The sequence below is a fragment of the Xanthomonas sp. NCPPB 2864 genome, from assembly GCF_056675615.1.
Genome location: NZ_JBWWVS010000001.1, coordinates 558,102 through 571,815 on the forward strand (window position 1 = coordinate 558,102; position 13,714 = coordinate 571,815).

14 protein-coding genes are annotated in these 13,714 nt (G+C 67.2%); 5 read left to right on the forward strand and 9 right to left on the reverse strand.

Annotated elements, in window-relative coordinates:
- Positions 1 to 39 precede the first annotated feature (39 nt).
- Positions 40 to 1,872: an ABC transporter ATP-binding protein gene (locus tag AC1KVE_RS02305; protein ID WP_102253798.1), complete on the forward strand. Its 1,833-nt coding sequence runs from the start codon at positions 40 to 42 to the stop codon at positions 1,870 to 1,872.
- Between the two features lie 304 nt (positions 1,873 to 2,176).
- On the opposite strand, the gene AC1KVE_RS02310 is transcribed toward AC1KVE_RS02305, so the two are convergent.
- Complete coding sequence (locus AC1KVE_RS02310) at positions 2,177 to 3,982, reverse strand: DUF885 domain-containing protein (protein ID WP_167705634.1); 1,806 nt, start codon at positions 3,980 to 3,982, stop codon at positions 2,177 to 2,179.
- A 97-nt stretch (positions 3,983 to 4,079) separates the two neighbouring features.
- Here AC1KVE_RS02310 and AC1KVE_RS02315 point away from each other — a divergent pair, with 97 nt between their 5' ends.
- Complete coding sequence (locus AC1KVE_RS02315) at positions 4,080 to 4,436, forward strand: hypothetical protein (protein ID WP_054591533.1); 357 nt, start codon at positions 4,080 to 4,082, stop codon at positions 4,434 to 4,436.
- Complete coding sequence (locus tag AC1KVE_RS02320; protein WP_481091957.1) at positions 4,433 to 5,242, forward strand: DUF4349 domain-containing protein; 810 nt, start codon at positions 4,433 to 4,435, stop codon at positions 5,240 to 5,242. The genes AC1KVE_RS02315 and AC1KVE_RS02320 overlap by 4 nt, the downstream gene beginning before the upstream one ends.
- A gap of 206 nt (positions 5,243 to 5,448) precedes the next feature.
- On the opposite strand, the gene AC1KVE_RS02325 is transcribed toward AC1KVE_RS02320, so the two are convergent.
- The 4 genes from AC1KVE_RS02325 to AC1KVE_RS02340 all read right to left on the reverse strand — a co-directional run bounded on the left by AC1KVE_RS02325 (position 5,449) and on the right by AC1KVE_RS02340 (position 8,869).
- On the reverse strand, positions 5,449 to 5,742 hold the full coding sequence (locus AC1KVE_RS02325; RefSeq protein WP_046964921.1) for a hypothetical protein: 294 nt from the start codon (positions 5,740 to 5,742) through the stop codon (positions 5,449 to 5,451).
- A gap of 81 nt (positions 5,743 to 5,823) precedes the next feature.
- The gene (locus AC1KVE_RS02330) at positions 5,824 to 7,257 is read right to left on the reverse strand and encodes a DUF2867 domain-containing protein (protein ID WP_481091956.1); all 1,434 of its coding nucleotides are present in this window, start codon (positions 7,255 to 7,257) and stop codon (positions 5,824 to 5,826) included.
- 30 nt (positions 7,258 to 7,287) lie between these two features.
- Positions 7,288 to 7,602, reverse strand: a complete 315-nt coding sequence (locus tag AC1KVE_RS02335; RefSeq protein ID WP_024939743.1) for a metalloregulator ArsR/SmtB family transcription factor — start codon at positions 7,600 to 7,602, stop codon at positions 7,288 to 7,290.
- Positions 7,603 to 7,933: 331 nt separating this feature from the next.
- Complete coding sequence (locus AC1KVE_RS02340; protein ID WP_481091955.1) at positions 7,934 to 8,869, reverse strand: LysR substrate-binding domain-containing protein; 936 nt, start codon at positions 8,867 to 8,869, stop codon at positions 7,934 to 7,936.
- Between the two features lie 170 nt (positions 8,870 to 9,039).
- On the opposite strand from AC1KVE_RS02340, the gene AC1KVE_RS02345 reads away from it, so the two are divergent.
- Positions 9,040 to 9,927 carry a DMT family transporter gene (locus tag AC1KVE_RS02345; protein ID WP_039522286.1) on the forward strand — a complete coding sequence of 296 codons (888 nt, stop codon included), beginning with the start codon at positions 9,040 to 9,042 and terminating at the stop codon, positions 9,925 to 9,927.
- A gap of 44 nt (positions 9,928 to 9,971) precedes the next feature.
- On the opposite strand, the gene AC1KVE_RS02350 is transcribed toward AC1KVE_RS02345, so the two are convergent.
- The 4 genes from AC1KVE_RS02350 to trxA form a co-directional block, all read right to left on the reverse strand.
- Positions 9,972 to 10,877 carry a peptidylprolyl isomerase gene (locus tag AC1KVE_RS02350; RefSeq protein WP_104577158.1) on the reverse strand — a complete coding sequence of 302 codons (906 nt, stop codon included), beginning with the start codon at positions 10,875 to 10,877 and terminating at the stop codon, positions 9,972 to 9,974.
- A 151-nt stretch (positions 10,878 to 11,028) separates the two neighbouring features.
- A complete protein-coding gene (locus tag AC1KVE_RS02355) occupies positions 11,029 to 11,271 on the reverse strand; it encodes a DUF378 domain-containing protein (RefSeq protein WP_054591530.1) in 243 nt (80 codons plus the stop codon).
- A 170-nt stretch (positions 11,272 to 11,441) separates the two neighbouring features.
- Positions 11,442 to 11,891: a DUF4442 domain-containing protein gene (locus AC1KVE_RS02360; protein WP_349782779.1), complete on the reverse strand. Its 450-nt coding sequence runs from the start codon at positions 11,889 to 11,891 to the stop codon at positions 11,442 to 11,444.
- Positions 11,892 to 12,007: 116 nt separating this feature from the next.
- Complete coding sequence (trxA, locus tag AC1KVE_RS02365) at positions 12,008 to 12,865, reverse strand: thioredoxin (protein WP_039522282.1); 858 nt, start codon at positions 12,863 to 12,865, stop codon at positions 12,008 to 12,010.
- A 189-nt stretch (positions 12,866 to 13,054) separates the two neighbouring features.
- Between trxA and AC1KVE_RS02370 the strand changes: the two genes are divergently transcribed.
- Positions 13,055 to 13,666 carry a DUF998 domain-containing protein gene (locus AC1KVE_RS02370; RefSeq protein WP_039522279.1) on the forward strand — a complete coding sequence of 204 codons (612 nt, stop codon included), beginning with the start codon at positions 13,055 to 13,057 and terminating at the stop codon, positions 13,664 to 13,666.
- Positions 13,667 to 13,714 lie beyond the last annotated feature (48 nt).

The following is a 13,714-nucleotide window of genomic DNA, read 5'->3' on the forward strand; positions in this document are numbered from 1 at the left end:
GCTAGCCTGATCTCCCGGTTTTTCCCGAAAGTGTCTGCGATGTTCCGCTGGTTCGAATCCCTGATCGATGTCTTCCCGCCGATCGAGCGGGAAATGCCGCCGCGTAGCGTGTGGCGGTTCTATCTGCATTATCTGCGGCCGTTGTGGCCGATCCTGTTGGCCACGCTGATCGCCGGGCTGCTGCTGGCCCTGGTGGAAGTGGCGATGTTCGACTTCCTCGGGCGCATCGTCGACATGCTGGCCGAGCGGCCGGGAGCGGACTTCTTCCGCCGGCATGCCGGCGAATTGCTCTGGATGGCGGCGATCACACTGGTGGCGCGCCCGCTGTTCACCGGGCTGCACAATCTGCTGGTCAACCAGGCGATCGTTCCGGGCCTGAGCAACCGCTCGCGCTGGCTGATGCACAACTACGTGGTACGGCAGAGCCTGGGCTTCTTCAACAACGATTTCGCCGGCCGCATCGCCAACCGGGTGATGCAGACCGGGACCTCGCTGCGCGAATCGGCGGTGCAGATGGTCGATGCGCTCTGGTACATCGTGGTCTATACCGGCAGCGCACTGTGGCTGTTTGCGCAGGCCGACCCCTGGCTGATGCTGCCGCTACTGATCTGGCTGGTGGTATATGTCGCGCTGATGGCGTTCTTCGTGCCGCGCATGAAGGCGCGCGCGTGGATCGCGTCGGATGCACGCTCCAAGGCCACCGGGCGCATCGTCGACGGCTACACCAATATCTCCACGCTCAAGCTGTTCGCCCATGCCGGCCGCGAACAGGCCTATGTGCGCGATGCGATCGACGAGCTGGCGGTGAAGCATCGCGGGCAGACGCGCGTGACCACCACGATGGATACCGCCATTGCGGTGGCCAACGGCTTCCTGATCGTGGGCACCTGCGGGCTGGCGTTGTGGCTGTGGAGCCGCGGCCAGATCAGCGTCGGCGCGATCACGCTGGCCACCGGCCTGGTGATCCGCATCCACAACATGTCCGGCTGGATCATGTGGACGGTCAACGGCATCTTCGAAGACATCGGCAGCGTGCAGGACGGCATGCAGACCATCTCGCAGCCGGTGCTGGTGCAGGACGCGCCCGACGCCGTGCCGTTGCAGGTGACGCACGGCCAGGTGCAGTTCGAGCACATCCATTTCCATTACGGCAAGCGCGGCGGGGTGATCGCCGGGCTGGACCTGCAGGTGCGTGCCGGCGAGAAGATCGGCCTGGTCGGGCCGTCGGGCGCGGGCAAGTCGACCCTGGTCAACGTGCTGCTGCGGCTGTACGACCTGGAGCAGGGGCGCATCCTCATCGACGGGCAGGACATCGCCCAGGTCACCCAGGAAAGCCTGCGCGGGCAGATCGGCCTGGTCACCCAGGACACCTCGCTCCTGCATCGTTCGATCCGCGACAACCTGCTGTATGGCAGGCCGCAGGCCAGCGACGCGCAGATGCTGGAAGCGGTGCGCAAGGCACGCGCGGAAGGTTTCATCGACACGCTGGTCGATGGCGAAGGCCGGCGCGGATTCGATGCCTATGTGGGCGAACGCGGGGTCAAGCTGTCGGGCGGTCAGCGGCAGCGCATCGCCATTGCGCGCGTGCTGCTGAAGGATGCGCCGATCCTGATCCTGGACGAGGCTACCTCGGCGTTGGACTCGGAAGTGGAAGCGGCGATCCAGGACAGCCTGGATGCGTTGATGGGCAACAAGACGGTGATTGCGATTGCGCACCGCCTCTCCACCATCGCGCGCATGGACCGGCTGGTGGTGATGGATGCCGGACGCATCGTCGAGACCGGCACGCATGCGCAACTGATCGCGCAAGGCGGGCTGTATGCACGCCTGTGGGCGCGGCAGACCGGCGGGTTTGTTGCAGCGGATGGCTGAGGTCGCTGTTTAGTGGGCTGCGCAAATTAGTGGGCTGCACAAACGTGCAACCACCGCAGCAATACGCCCCTCTCCTGCCGGGACGCCAAGGCACGGCTTGCGCGCCACTGGCGCGCGTGCCTTGGAGCGCCCGCGCCGCAAGCGCGGGCCGGGGCGCTGAGCGGGGGTTGGGGTGAGGGTACGGGGCGAAGCCACTCGCTAGTTCCGGCCACACCAGGCTTCGCCCGCACCCTCATCCGCCCCTGCGGGACACCTTCTCCCGAGGGGCGAAGAGTGCTTGTTCTCCCGGTAGGAGAAGGATCAATCACTCGATCGGCTGGTCCAGCATCAACTCGCGTGCAAAGCGCACCGGCGGGGCGCCGTAGGACAGCATCTGGTCGTGGTACGCCTTCAGGTTGAAGTCCTTGCCCAGCTTGTCCTGCACCGCCTTGCGCGTGTCCAGATGTTCCTGCACGCCGACGAAGTAGGTCGGCAGCTGCGCGGACGACAGCTGCGCACGCACCCACTTGCCCGCCGCTTCGCTTTCCTGCTGGAAGGTGTCGTGGGTCATCAGGTGCATCGCCTTGTCGCGTTCCCAGCCATCCACATGCACGCCCTGATCGAGGATGGCGTTGGCGATGGTACGCAGGTAGAACTTGAGCTGCACCAGGTGGAACAGCGGGTCGTTATCCAGATAGCCCTGTTCCTGCATCATGCGTTCGGTGTAGACCGCCCAGCCTTCGGCGAACATGCCCGAGCGCAGCACCGCGCGCAGCGTGGAGGGGAACTTGGCCGAATGCCAGCCTTCCAGGTAATGGCCCGGGGTGCCTTCGTGGATGCTGAGCAGGTGGATCATGCGGCTGTTGTACTCGCGCAGGAACGAATCGACCTGCTTGTCGTTCCAGTCGTCGGGAATCGGCGAGACCGCATAGAAGGTCTTGAGATTCTTGTCGAGCGGGCCCGGCGAATCGCAGTACGCCACCGCCACGCCGCGCTGAAATTCCGGCATCAGGATGATGTCCACCGGCGAATCGGGCAGCGTCATCAGATCCTTCTGGCGCACGAACTCGGTGGACTGCGCCAGTGCGGCCTTGGCGTCGTCGACCACCTTGTCGCGTGCCGGCTTGTCGGCATAGGCCAGTTCCAGCGCCGCCTCGATCGCGGCCTGCTGCTGGTCGTCGTTGGGCGTCTCGGGCAGTTTGGGTGCGCCGGGCTTGTCCTTGAGTACCGTGCGGGCAATGCCGTACATCTCGCTGCGGACGCGCTTGAGCTCGGACTCGGCGCGCTGCTTGATCTCGGCACGCGACAGCGAAGACAGCAGCGCGAATTTCAGCTTCTGGTCGTAGATCTGCGCACCGACGCGGAAATCGCCTTTGGCATTGGGCACCAGCACGGTATCCAGCCAGGTCTGCTGCTCGGCCACGGCCTTGCGCAGGTCGTCGATGGCGGCCTGCGCGCGGGCCGCTTCGATCGGGCCGAGCTGGCCGATATTGGGTGCGATGAAGGTATCGACGATGCTGAGGATGCCCTTGTTCTGCTTGGCCACCGTTTCGGCATGGATCTTCGGCACGCGAGCCGGGTCCAGGTTGGCGCGCGCCTGCGCAAAGATGCCGGGAATCTTCTCCATGCGCTGCGTGGCGGAGCTCAGGCGCTCGGACAGCGGCGCGAAGTCGCGCGCCATCAGGCCATACAGCGCGCTGCCGGCCAGGCCGTTGTAGACCTGCGGGTCCCAGGCCCAGCTCTGCAGCACCTCGGTGTTCCAGATCTCCGATTGCAGCTGGTTGCGCAAAATGGCCGCATCGACCTGGTTCTCGCGCGACAGCTTGGCCACCTCGATGGCATCCAGCTCACTCAATAGCTTCTTGCCGGCCTCCAGGCTGCGCTGGCGGCCGGCGCTGCTCAGATCGTCGATCTGCGTGTCGAAGCGGTGATCGCCGGTCTGAGTGGCGGTAACCGGCGACAGCTGCATCCAGGTGTCGAGCGCGCGCTTGGACAGCGCCGCAAAGCGCGCATCCGGCGTCTGCGCAGCCTGCGTCGCGGCATCGGGGGTGCCGGCGCGCGGCGATTCGGGCTGCTGCTGGCAGGCGCTCAGGCCGGCGAGCAGGGCGAGGACAAGCAGACGTTGACGCATGGTGGATTCCAATGGAAGCAATCCGCCAGCATAGGCATGTGCGCGCTTGTCCGCATCCGCCATTGGTTTAGAGTGGCCGCTTTCAAGGAGGATCACCATGCACGACGCCGATAACTGTCATTGCGGACGCATCGCGTTCGACCCGCACACCGATGCGCCGAACCCCGATGCGTGCGAGCGCACGTGTGCGTCATGCCGTCGCCGTGGTGGCCTGCTGCGGCCCGGCATGCGCGCGCCATTGCGCCTGCAGGCGGCGCCCGAGATGCCGGGAATCCATCGCTTCAACCGGCAGCATGCCAATCACCACCACTTCCCGCAGCGCGGCAGTGCGCGCTCCAGCACGGGCGTGCGTTGCAGGACTGGCGAGGCCAGTGTGGCGGTCAAGCTGCGCGGTGCGTCCGCGCCGGGTCTGGCCGCGCAGAGCATGCACGCGGCCGATGGAGCCAGCCGATGAGGCGCCGGATGCAGTGGTACGCGGTCGGCTTGCTGCTGGGCTGGGCGCTGAGCGGGTGTGCCAGGCCGTCGGGCGAGATGGCGGCAGACGGCGGCGCGCCGGCGCCGGCACCGGCACCGCCCGCCGCGCAAGGCAATGCGCTGGCGTATGAGCACGATGTACGCATCGAACTGCCGGCCGATCAGATCGATCAACGCATCGCCGCGGTACGCACCGCCTGCCAGTCGGCGCAGTTCGGCGACTGCGCGCTGCTGGCGGTGGAACAAACCGGTGGGCGCGACCCCAGCGGCAGCGTCAGCGTGCGGTTAGCTCCGGACGGCATCGAGCCGATGGTGCAACTGGCCGGCCAGCATGGCGATGTCGCCGCCCGCAGCACGCGTGCCGAGGATCTGGCGCAGCAGATCGCCGATACCGGGCTGGCACAGGCGCGCCTGCAAAAGGAACATGCGCGCCTGCTCGAACTGCAGCAACGCCGCGACCTGGCCGTGACCGATCTGCTGGCCCTGTCCAAGCGGCTTGCCGAGATCGAGGCCGAAGCGCAGCAGACCCAGCAGGACGCCGCGCAGCAGCAACGGCGCGTGCGTACGCAGTTGCTGACGCTCAATTTCCGCGGCACCGGTGGCGAGCAGGGCAGGGGCGAGATTGCCGAGGCGGCAGCCGAGTTCGGCCAGGTCTTCGCATCCAGCGTGGCCTTCGTGATCCGTGCAGTGGCGGCGTTGCTGCCGGTGGTGGTGCTGGGGGGGATCGTCGGCTGGCTGCTACTGCAGGCATGGCGTTGGCGTGCGCGGCGACGCCGGATGTCCTGATCCACTGCGTAGCTGGTCGGCGATGCCGCATTAGCTGCGCATGTTTTTAGGAAGGGCGATTACTTCACGCAGCTACTCGACGCGTTGCGCGGTAGCACGTCGATCCTGATTGCGCTGCTTGCACGCGATCGCGGTACAGCACGTGGTGTGCAACATCTCCAGACACCGACTGCGCGCAAGTTCAGCGCAGTCGGTACGCAGCCGGCTCAGCCTTCGTCGAATTCGTACTCGACAAACACGTCCAGCTGCAGGGCCAGTTCCTGCACGGCGTCGCGCACCTTTTGCGCAGTGGCTTCATTGCCGGCTTCCACTTCGAACTCGTGGCTGCCCGGACCTTCGTCGTCGGACAGGCCGGCCGAGCTGGAATCGTCGTCATCCAGGTGCGGCATCAGGTCGTCGACTTCTTCCACGTGCTCGATGCCTTCGATGCTCTGCAGCAGGTTGGCGATGGCACGCGCGTCGTCGTCGGTGCCGGTGATACGCATGCGAAGAGTCGGCATGGGAAAGCTTCCTTGGATTGGGGACCCAAAGACTAGGCAGCCGTCAGGCAAGATCGGGTGATGGCCGGGTGCGCTGGCCGCTCACGGGCGCCGCGCGGTTGCCTGTGCTGCGGTGGTCTCCAGTACCGGCACCAGCAGGGCCTGGGCGGCAGTGCGCAGTAGCGCCGGTGCGATGTAGCGATGGTGCACGCCGTCCACCAGGGCCATGTAAACGCGGCCAAACCTGTTGCGGCAGGCCACGCGCGTCTCCAGGCTGAGCTCCACGCTGCCATCCTCCAGCACTTCCACGCCCACGCTGCTGCGAAAGACCAGGTGGCGGTCGTCGGCGCCCAGCAATACCTGCACGCGTCGATCCAGTGGCGCGTTGTCTTGCGCAAGTACCGGGAATCGCCCTGCGAACAGGCAGTCGCGCTGTGCCGACAGCAACGAAGACACCGGGCAGCCCAGCGGAGAAGTTCGCAACTGCAGCGGCGCCACCAGCGCATTGCGCAGCCGCATCAACCAGGTCACGCCGCGCGGCGCGCGCTCGGTGAACCCCTCCAGCAGCAACGCCATCAAGGTGTGCGCACCGCGTTGACGCAACTCATGCGGCTGCAGGCGCAGACGTACGCTGTCCTGATGATCGAAGCCCTGCAGGTGCCGGGTCAGCAGCGAGCCGGGCTTGGGCTCGGCATGCACGCGGACCTGCGCCAGCTGCGGTGCCATTGCAACGAACCCCACCGGTCGACGCAGCCGGCTCACTGCCTGGCGCAGCCTGCCGCTGAGCGCGCGCAGCCGGCCGCACCATGCAGACCTGCTGCTGCCTGGCGATGCGGCCAACGACAGGCGTACGGTGGGGATCTGCAGCGCGCGTGCCTGCGCCGAGGCCAGTAGCCCGATCACCGCCTCCGGCAGCGTTTCGGTGAGCGTGGCGATATCGGCGGTGCCGGACAGCACGCGTGCGCGCACCGCATCGCTCAACGCGCCGCCGGCCTCGTCGCTGTGGCAGGACAATGCGAAAAATGCCGGGTGTGCGGCTTGCGCTTTGAGCGGTGCGAACTGATGCCAGGTGCCGCCGCCAAAGCGCACGGTGAATAGGCAGTCGGCCGGTAGATCGATATGCCGCAACGCCGCCAGAAAGTGCTGTGGATCCTGTTCGATCTGCTCCATCGAGGCGGTGCAGAAGCGCAGTTGCGCGCCGCTGCTGCCGGTGATGGCAGTGAACATGCGATGGCCGGCGTGGCGATGGAACGGGTGGCCGTTGGCGCCCACCGCAAACGAGAACAGGGCAGTCGATTCGCCGTGCGCAAAGTCAGTGCCGGCCAGGCGTGCCGATGGCTCGTCCAGCGCATCGTGAAAACTGGGATGCGCGCGCTGGCGGCGGCAGGCCTGTTCGATCAACGGGTTGCCTGCGCCCACGCCCAGCTGTGCGATCAGCGTGACCTCCACCGGCAGACCGCCGCTGTAGGACTCCAGACGGACTGACGGAAAACCTGCCTGTGCATCGGCAGGGCGTTGCTGGGGCGTGCTGAACATCGGCATGAGTCCTTTGCGGCCGGAGGAGGGTCAGGAGGTCTTCTTGGTCAAGGCGCGCGCCTTGCGCTTGAGCGGCGCCGAGGCCGGGCAGACTTCGAAGGCAAAGCTGCTGAGCGTGTTGACCATGTTGTCCGGGGTGAGCCGGTAGACCACGAACTGGCCGCGCCGTTCGCTGGATACCAGCCCGGCGCTTTCCAGCACCGACAGATGCCGCGAGATGGCTGGCGCGCTCATTTCGAACAACTGCCCGATCTGGCCGGCGGTGAGTTCCTGGTCTGCCAGGCACGCCAGCATCTTGCGGCGGGGCTGGGAGGCAAGGGCTTCGAAGATGCGGTCGATGGACATAAGGAATTAGGCAATTAACGAATTAGCTAATTAATTGATTTTATGGCGGCCGATGTCAAGCGTCTTTTCGGCGCGGCACTGCCCGGCGGTGGTCCGGCGCGGCTGGCGGCTGTCGCCAACGTTGCCGTGATGGGGGATGCCCAGGCCTCTGGCGCGTGGGATCTGCCCGCGGGGCAGGTCGCAGCCGATCGGTGCTGAAGGTTTTTGCGGTTGGCGGCCTGCAGCCCAGGCATGCCAGATCAGTCCGGCAGCATCGGCTCAGGCACCGCGCTCAAGTTCTCAAGGCAGGCAGGGCCCGGCATGCAAGGTTGCAGCGATGCAAGCAGCCACCTCAGGCTGCAGGCAGTGCCAGCAGCTCTGCCGGCAAGGCAGGCATCGGGGTGCGTTCGTCCAGCGCCTCGCGCTTGAGCCAATCGATAAACGCCATTGCCGCAGGGCCGGGGACGCGGTGACTGGGGTGCACGATGTAGTAGGCGTAGCGTGCCTTGAGGGTGGGGCCGGGCAGGCGCACCAGCTCGTAACGCTGCAGGTACGGTTGGGCGATGTGCTTGCGCGCCAGGACCGCGCCCAGGCCATAGACGGCAGCGCGCATCGCGTCAGTGCTGTCGTTGAAGGTGTGCATCGGCGGCAGCGTGGTGCCGCGCACCTGGGCGGCACGGAACCAGTCGCGCCAGCCCTGCGGCGACATGTCGGTGAGCAGCGGCAATTGCGCGATCTGCGCCGCCGTGCGTAGCGCGGCGACCTCCGGCAGTGACGGCGAGGCCACCGGAAACAGTTCGTCGTCCATCAGATGATGCGAGGTCAACCCGGGCCAGGCGCCCTGGCCGTAGCGGATGCCGAGATCCGGGCCGCCTTCTTCGAAGCGCGAAAACGCCGCGTCCGATTGCAGATCCATGCGGATATGCGGATGCGCGCGACAGAAGCGCGGCAGCCGCGGCAACAGCCAGCAGTACGACAGCGAGCGCAAGGTGGTCACGCGCAGCGGGATGGCATCTTCGCGCGGATGCAGGTTGCCGGCCACCGAGGCGATCTCGGCCAATGCAGCGGTGGCGGCGTCGGCCAGCTGGCGGCCCTCGGCGGTGAGCTTGACCCCGCGCGGCAGGCGCTGGAACAGGGTCACGCCGAGCAGCGCTTCGAGCTTGCGCACATGGTGGCTGACCGCGCTGGCGGTCAGATGCAGTTCTTCGGCGGCATGCGCGAAGTTCTGGTGGCGCGCGGCGGCGGCGAACACGCCCAGCGCGGGCAGCAGGGTGGGGCGCAGGTTCATCGAGGCATGAGTGAGATTTGTGGCTCGCCTCGATACTACGCGCTTGTCGCGCCTGCGGTTGCAACCGATGCTGCAGTACCCCATCGCGATGATCGTGCCATGCCCGTTTGCTTGCCTGATGTTGTCTCTTGCGGTTTCAGCACATCACGGCAGCGTGCGCAGGTGCGGCCATGAGCGCGCAGCCGGCGACGCAGCCAGCGGTTGCGGCACGCGAATGGCGCACCCCGCTGGAGCTGGGGTTTCTCGGCATCGTCTGGGGTTGCTCGTTCCTGTTCATGCGCGTGGCCGCACCCAGGTTCGGCACCGTGGCGCTGGTGGAAATCCGCCTGGCGCTCGGTGCATTGGTGCTGTTGCCGTTCCTGTGGCTGGCGCGCGAACGCTTCCCGCTGCGTCGCTGGCCGATGCTGGCGGCGATCGGCGTGCTCAACTCCGCGTTGCCGTTCCTGCTGTTCGCCTGGGGCGCGCAACACGCACCGGCCGCGATCGGTGCGATCTGCAATGCGATGACGGTGCTGTTCACCGCATTGATCGCCTTCCTGTTCTTCGGCGAGAAGATCGGCACGCGTCGCGCGCTGGCCTTGCTGATCGGTTTCATCGGCGTGCTGGTGCTGGCCACCGGCAAGTCGGCCGGGTTGAGCGTGGGGCCGGCGGCACTGGCGGGCGCCACCGCGTCGCTGCTGTACGGCATCGGCTACAACCTGGTGAAGCGCCACATGGGCGATTTGCCGCCGGCCGCATCGGCAGCGTCCACGTTGGGTTGCAGCGCGCTGCTGCTGGCACCGCTGGCCTGGTTGCAGTGGCCGACCACGCCGGTGCCGGCAGTGGCCTGGGCCTGCGCCACCGCGCTGGGCGTGGTGTGCACCGGGTTGGCGTTCCTGATGTATTACCGCCTGATCCAGCGCATCGGCCCGGCACGCGCCTCCACGGTGACCTATCTGGTGCCGGTGTTCGGCGCACTGCTGGCATGGTCGCTGCTGGGCGAGCCGCTGACCTGGACCATGCTGGTGGCCGCGGTGCTGATCCTGGGCAGCGTCGCCTTCAGCCAGCGCGCCCGCTAGTCACGCGCGCGCCGCTTTACGATTCCCGATTCCCGATTCCCGACTCAGCCAGCCGGCGGCGTCCGCACCGGCAACGGCACGTTGCACAGATCGATATGCCCGGCCGGGCGCTTGTAGAAATCGTCCTTGCGATTGCGGCGCGCCTCGGCCACATCGCGGAAGGTCTGGCTGTCGGTGCGCAGCAACTGCAGTGGCGTGCGTTCGGGCATGGGCACCTCGCTGGCCAGGCGAATGGCGCGGATCGGCGAGCGCTGCGCGGGGTCTTTGTAGAAACCCATCGGGTCCGGTCCGCGCGGGATCACGCTGAGCAACTCCATGCCCTTGACCACGCGGCCGACCACGGTGATGTTGCGGTCGAGCTGGCGCGGCGATTGCCCGGTGACCACATACAGCTCGGCGCCGATGCTGCTGTCTTCGTCGTTGTTGCGGCCGGCGCCCAGGGTGCCGTAGCAATGCGCCAGCCAGGTCTTGCCGCTGGCACTGTCGCGCCCGACCGGGAAGCCGTCGACAAAGCCCACCTGCGCCGCCCAGCCATCGCTGTCGGGCAGGCGCTGGAAATCCAGGCCCTGCGACGGGCGTTCGAATTCGGCCGGCAGGTGCGTCTTCGCCGAGCCCAGCGACTTGGCCTTGGCCGGCGTCTCGCCATCCGGGTCGCCGAACTGCACCACGAAGTTGTCCTGCGAACGGTAGATGCTGAGCCCGTCCCAGAAGCGCTCGTGCGCCAGGGTGCGGATGTTGCCCACGTGCGCGGGCGCAAATTGCGGCGCCAGCTCGATGATCACCCGTCCGCCATCCAGCTCCAGGTACAGCGTGCGCTCGGGGTCGAGCACGCGCCAGGCGCTGGCCGGCGAGGCATCCAGGATCTGCTGCGGGCTGCGATAGGCCGCGTTGGCGGCAGCGGGTAACACCAGGGCAAGCAGGCAGGCGGAAGCAACAGTGCGCAGAAGCATGAAGGCAGCCAGCGGGAGGGATGCCCGATTCTTGCCGACCACGCGCCCGGACGCAAAGCGCCTGGACGCAACGTGCATAAACGCATAGCAGGACGCCGGCGAAATGCGCCGGCGTCGTGCTGTCACGCGCATGCCTGCTTCAGCTGTGCGCTTACGGGGTGTTGCGCACGTGCGGGCTGGTGTGGTGAACGTTGGCGTCATGGTCGTTACGGAACAGCGGGACCAGCTGCCACAACGCAGAGATGCCGACCAGCGTGTAGACCACACGCGACAGCAGGGCATCCTGGCCGCCGAACAGCGTGGCGACCAGATCGAACTGGAACAGACCGACCAGGCCCCAGTTCAAGCCGCCGACGATAAGAAGCACCAGGGTGATGACGTTGAGCGTTTTCATGAAGACAGTCCGTGTGGGTTGGAAGACCCCAGAGTCCGCATGCCGCGCGCAACACCTCGTGAGCGTGCGCGAGGGCATGACGGGCTTGCGCACGCCACGATCACGTCCAGCCGACGCGCATGAAACCGATGCAGTGTGTTGGCCATCAGCAGCGCGCCGACGGCGCAGTGTCAGCGTGCCGGTTTGCGCCTGACGTACAACTGCTTGCGCACCCGCGCCACCACCTCGCCCTGGCGGTTGTGCACCACGTTTTCGAACCAGCGCAGATGTTTTTCGCCATTGGCGGTGGCGGCGCGCAACTCGGCCAGCACGCTGTCGTCGATGACGAACTCCGCGCTCACCGTGCCGCGCCCGGGTTTGACGAACTCGATGCTGCCGGCCTTGTCCCACACGTAGTAGTCGCGCCCCAGGTTCTGCATGGTCAGCAGCATCCAGAACGGGTCGGTCATCGCGAACAGGCTGCCGCCGAAATGGGTGCCGACGTAATTGCGATTCCACGGCCGCTGGCGCAGCTCCACGCGTGCGTAGCGGTAATCGGCCGACAACTCGGTGACGTGGATGCCGGCGAACAGGTACGGCGGCCACAGGTTGATACCGAGCTTGAACAGTGAAGCACGCATGCGGCCAGGGTCCATGGCGGGGCGGGCCTGCAGCATACCATTCGCATGCGTATGGAACTTGCGGCGGTGACGGCAGCGCCCGGCCAGCAAACCGGGCGCCATGGTGCCGGCGGCGCTTAGAACACCAGCGACGACATCTTGCGGCGGTAGCGGCCTACCAGGTCTTCGTCCTCGATCACCCGGAACGCATCGATCAGGCTACGCCGCGGCAGGTTGTCGTCGAAGGCGCGGTCCTGCCGCAGCATTTCCAGGAACTGCTCCAGCGCGGCCTCGTCGTGGCCGTCGAGCAGGTGGCGCACGCCAAGCAGATGGCGTGCACGCAGGTCGGCGCCGTTGGCGGCAACGGCGGCCTGCAGCGCGTCGGCGTCAGGCGCATCCTTGAGCACATTGGCAAAGCTCAGCCGGGCCTTGGCGCGCACCGCACGGTCGTCGGTGGCCAGGTTGGCGGGCAGGGCGTCGATCAACTGCTCGGCCTCGGCGGTGTCGCCGGTCTTGAGCAGCGCCAGTGCCAGGTCCAGCTTGAGCTCGTCCTTGTCCGGCTCGGCGGCGATCGCCTCACGCAGCGCGGCGACCTGGTCCTGCGGCTCGAGCGGGGCCGGCGGCAGTGCTTCGGCGACCTGCGGCTCGGCCGGCAGCACGCCGTGCTGGGTCAGGAATTCGCGCACCTGGCCTTCCGGCATCGCGCCCGGGAAGCCGTCGACCAGCTCGCCGCCCTTGACCAGGAACACCGTCGGCACCGAGCGGATCTGGAACGCGGCGGCGATCTGCTGCTCCTTGTCCACATCGACCTTGGCCAGCTCGAAGGCACCGTTGTAGTCGGCGGCGAGCTTTTCCAGGATCGGCGTCAACGACTTGCAGGGGCCGCACCAGGTGGCCCAGAAGTCCACCAGCACCGGTGTCGTCAACGATTTCTGCAGGACCTCGGTCTCGAAGGTGTCGGTGGTGGCATCGAATACGTGCGGCTTGTCGGACATGGGCTTCCAGAAGTGATTGCGGCAACAGTGGGAGGTAATGGTGGCAAACCGGGCCGACACAAGGCTGGCCGGCCCGGGCGCATGGCGCGTGGCCGGCCGTCACGCCGGCAGGGGTTCACGCCACGCGCGCCCGGCACGACAATGCCGCGTCCTGGTGGCGCAGCCTGCGCCCCGCGTTGGAGCAAGGCAATGACACGCATCGATGGCACCCAGCGCTACCTGGGCCTGGTCGCCGCAACCGTCTTCGTGCTGGCGGTGGCCGGCTTCGGCGTGGCACTGCCCGGTTACCTGCAGGCCAGTCACCCGGTGGCATTGCTCGGTGCCAACGGGGTGCCGCATGCGCTGGGCTTCAACCTGCTGGCGTTCGTGCTGGTCGGTGCGCTCGGCATGGCCACCGGGGTCAGCCTGCTGGCGCGCATGCCGGCCAGGTCCAGCTGGAGCCTGCGCGTGGGCGGGCAGTTGATCGTACTGGCCGGGCTGGCCTTTCTCGGCATGGGCGCCTTGCCCCTGGACCCCACCGATCTGGACGGGCGCGCCAGCCAGGCCCATGCCACCGCCTGGCTGCTGTGGGCGGTGGCCTTCGTGCCGGGCATGTTGCTGCTCGCCGCCGCGCTGCTCAACCAGCCCGGCACCCGCGCACTGGCATGGCTGAGCCTGGGCGCGGGGCTGCTGGTGGCGGTGCTGGCGTTCGGCCCGCCGGGCCTGCTGCGGCAGGCGATCGCCCAGCGCCTGGCGTTCCTGGCCTGGGTCGGCTGGCTCGCGGTGGCGGCCTGGCGCTGGCCGGCCAGACCCGCCACCTGAGACAGCGTTTGGAGCACCTGCTGCACTGCGGTACCCTGTGCCGCTTTG

Excerpts from the sequence above, each read along its gene's own strand:
- trxA (WP_039522282.1), bottom strand. The coding sequence starts at position 12,865 with ATGTCCGACAAGCCGCACGTATTCGATGCCACCACCGACACCTTCGAG.
- AC1KVE_RS02315 (WP_054591533.1), top strand. The coding sequence starts at position 4,080 with ATGCACGACGCCGATAACTGTCATTGCGGACGCATCGCGTTCGACCCG.
- AC1KVE_RS02350 (WP_104577158.1), bottom strand. The coding sequence starts at position 10,877 with ATGCTTCTGCGCACTGTTGCTTCCGCCTGCCTGCTTGCCCTGGTGTTA.
- AC1KVE_RS02310 (WP_167705634.1), bottom strand. The coding sequence starts at position 3,982 with ATGCGTCAACGTCTGCTTGTCCTCGCCCTGCTCGCCGGCCTGAGCGCC.
- AC1KVE_RS02330 (WP_481091956.1), bottom strand. The coding sequence starts at position 7,257 with ATGTTCAGCACGCCCCAGCAACGCCCTGCCGATGCACAGGCAGGTTTT.
- AC1KVE_RS02320 (WP_481091957.1), top strand. The coding sequence starts at position 4,433 with ATGAGGCGCCGGATGCAGTGGTACGCGGTCGGCTTGCTGCTGGGCTGG.
- AC1KVE_RS02345 (WP_039522286.1), top strand. The coding sequence starts at position 9,040 with ATGAGCGCGCAGCCGGCGACGCAGCCAGCGGTTGCGGCACGCGAATGG.
- AC1KVE_RS02340 (WP_481091955.1), bottom strand. The coding sequence starts at position 8,869 with ATGAACCTGCGCCCCACCCTGCTGCCCGCGCTGGGCGTGTTCGCCGCC.
- AC1KVE_RS02335 (WP_024939743.1), bottom strand. The coding sequence starts at position 7,602 with ATGTCCATCGACCGCATCTTCGAAGCCCTTGCCTCCCAGCCCCGCCGC.
- AC1KVE_RS02360 (WP_349782779.1), bottom strand. The coding sequence starts at position 11,891 with ATGCGTGCTTCACTGTTCAAGCTCGGTATCAACCTGTGGCCGCCGTAC.
- AC1KVE_RS02355 (WP_054591530.1), bottom strand. The coding sequence starts at position 11,271 with ATGAAAACGCTCAACGTCATCACCCTGGTGCTTCTTATCGTCGGCGGC.
- AC1KVE_RS02370 (WP_039522279.1), top strand. The coding sequence starts at position 13,055 with ATGACACGCATCGATGGCACCCAGCGCTACCTGGGCCTGGTCGCCGCA.
- AC1KVE_RS02305 (WP_102253798.1), top strand. The coding sequence starts at position 40 with ATGTTCCGCTGGTTCGAATCCCTGATCGATGTCTTCCCGCCGATCGAG.
- AC1KVE_RS02325 (WP_046964921.1), bottom strand. The coding sequence starts at position 5,742 with ATGCCGACTCTTCGCATGCGTATCACCGGCACCGACGACGACGCGCGT.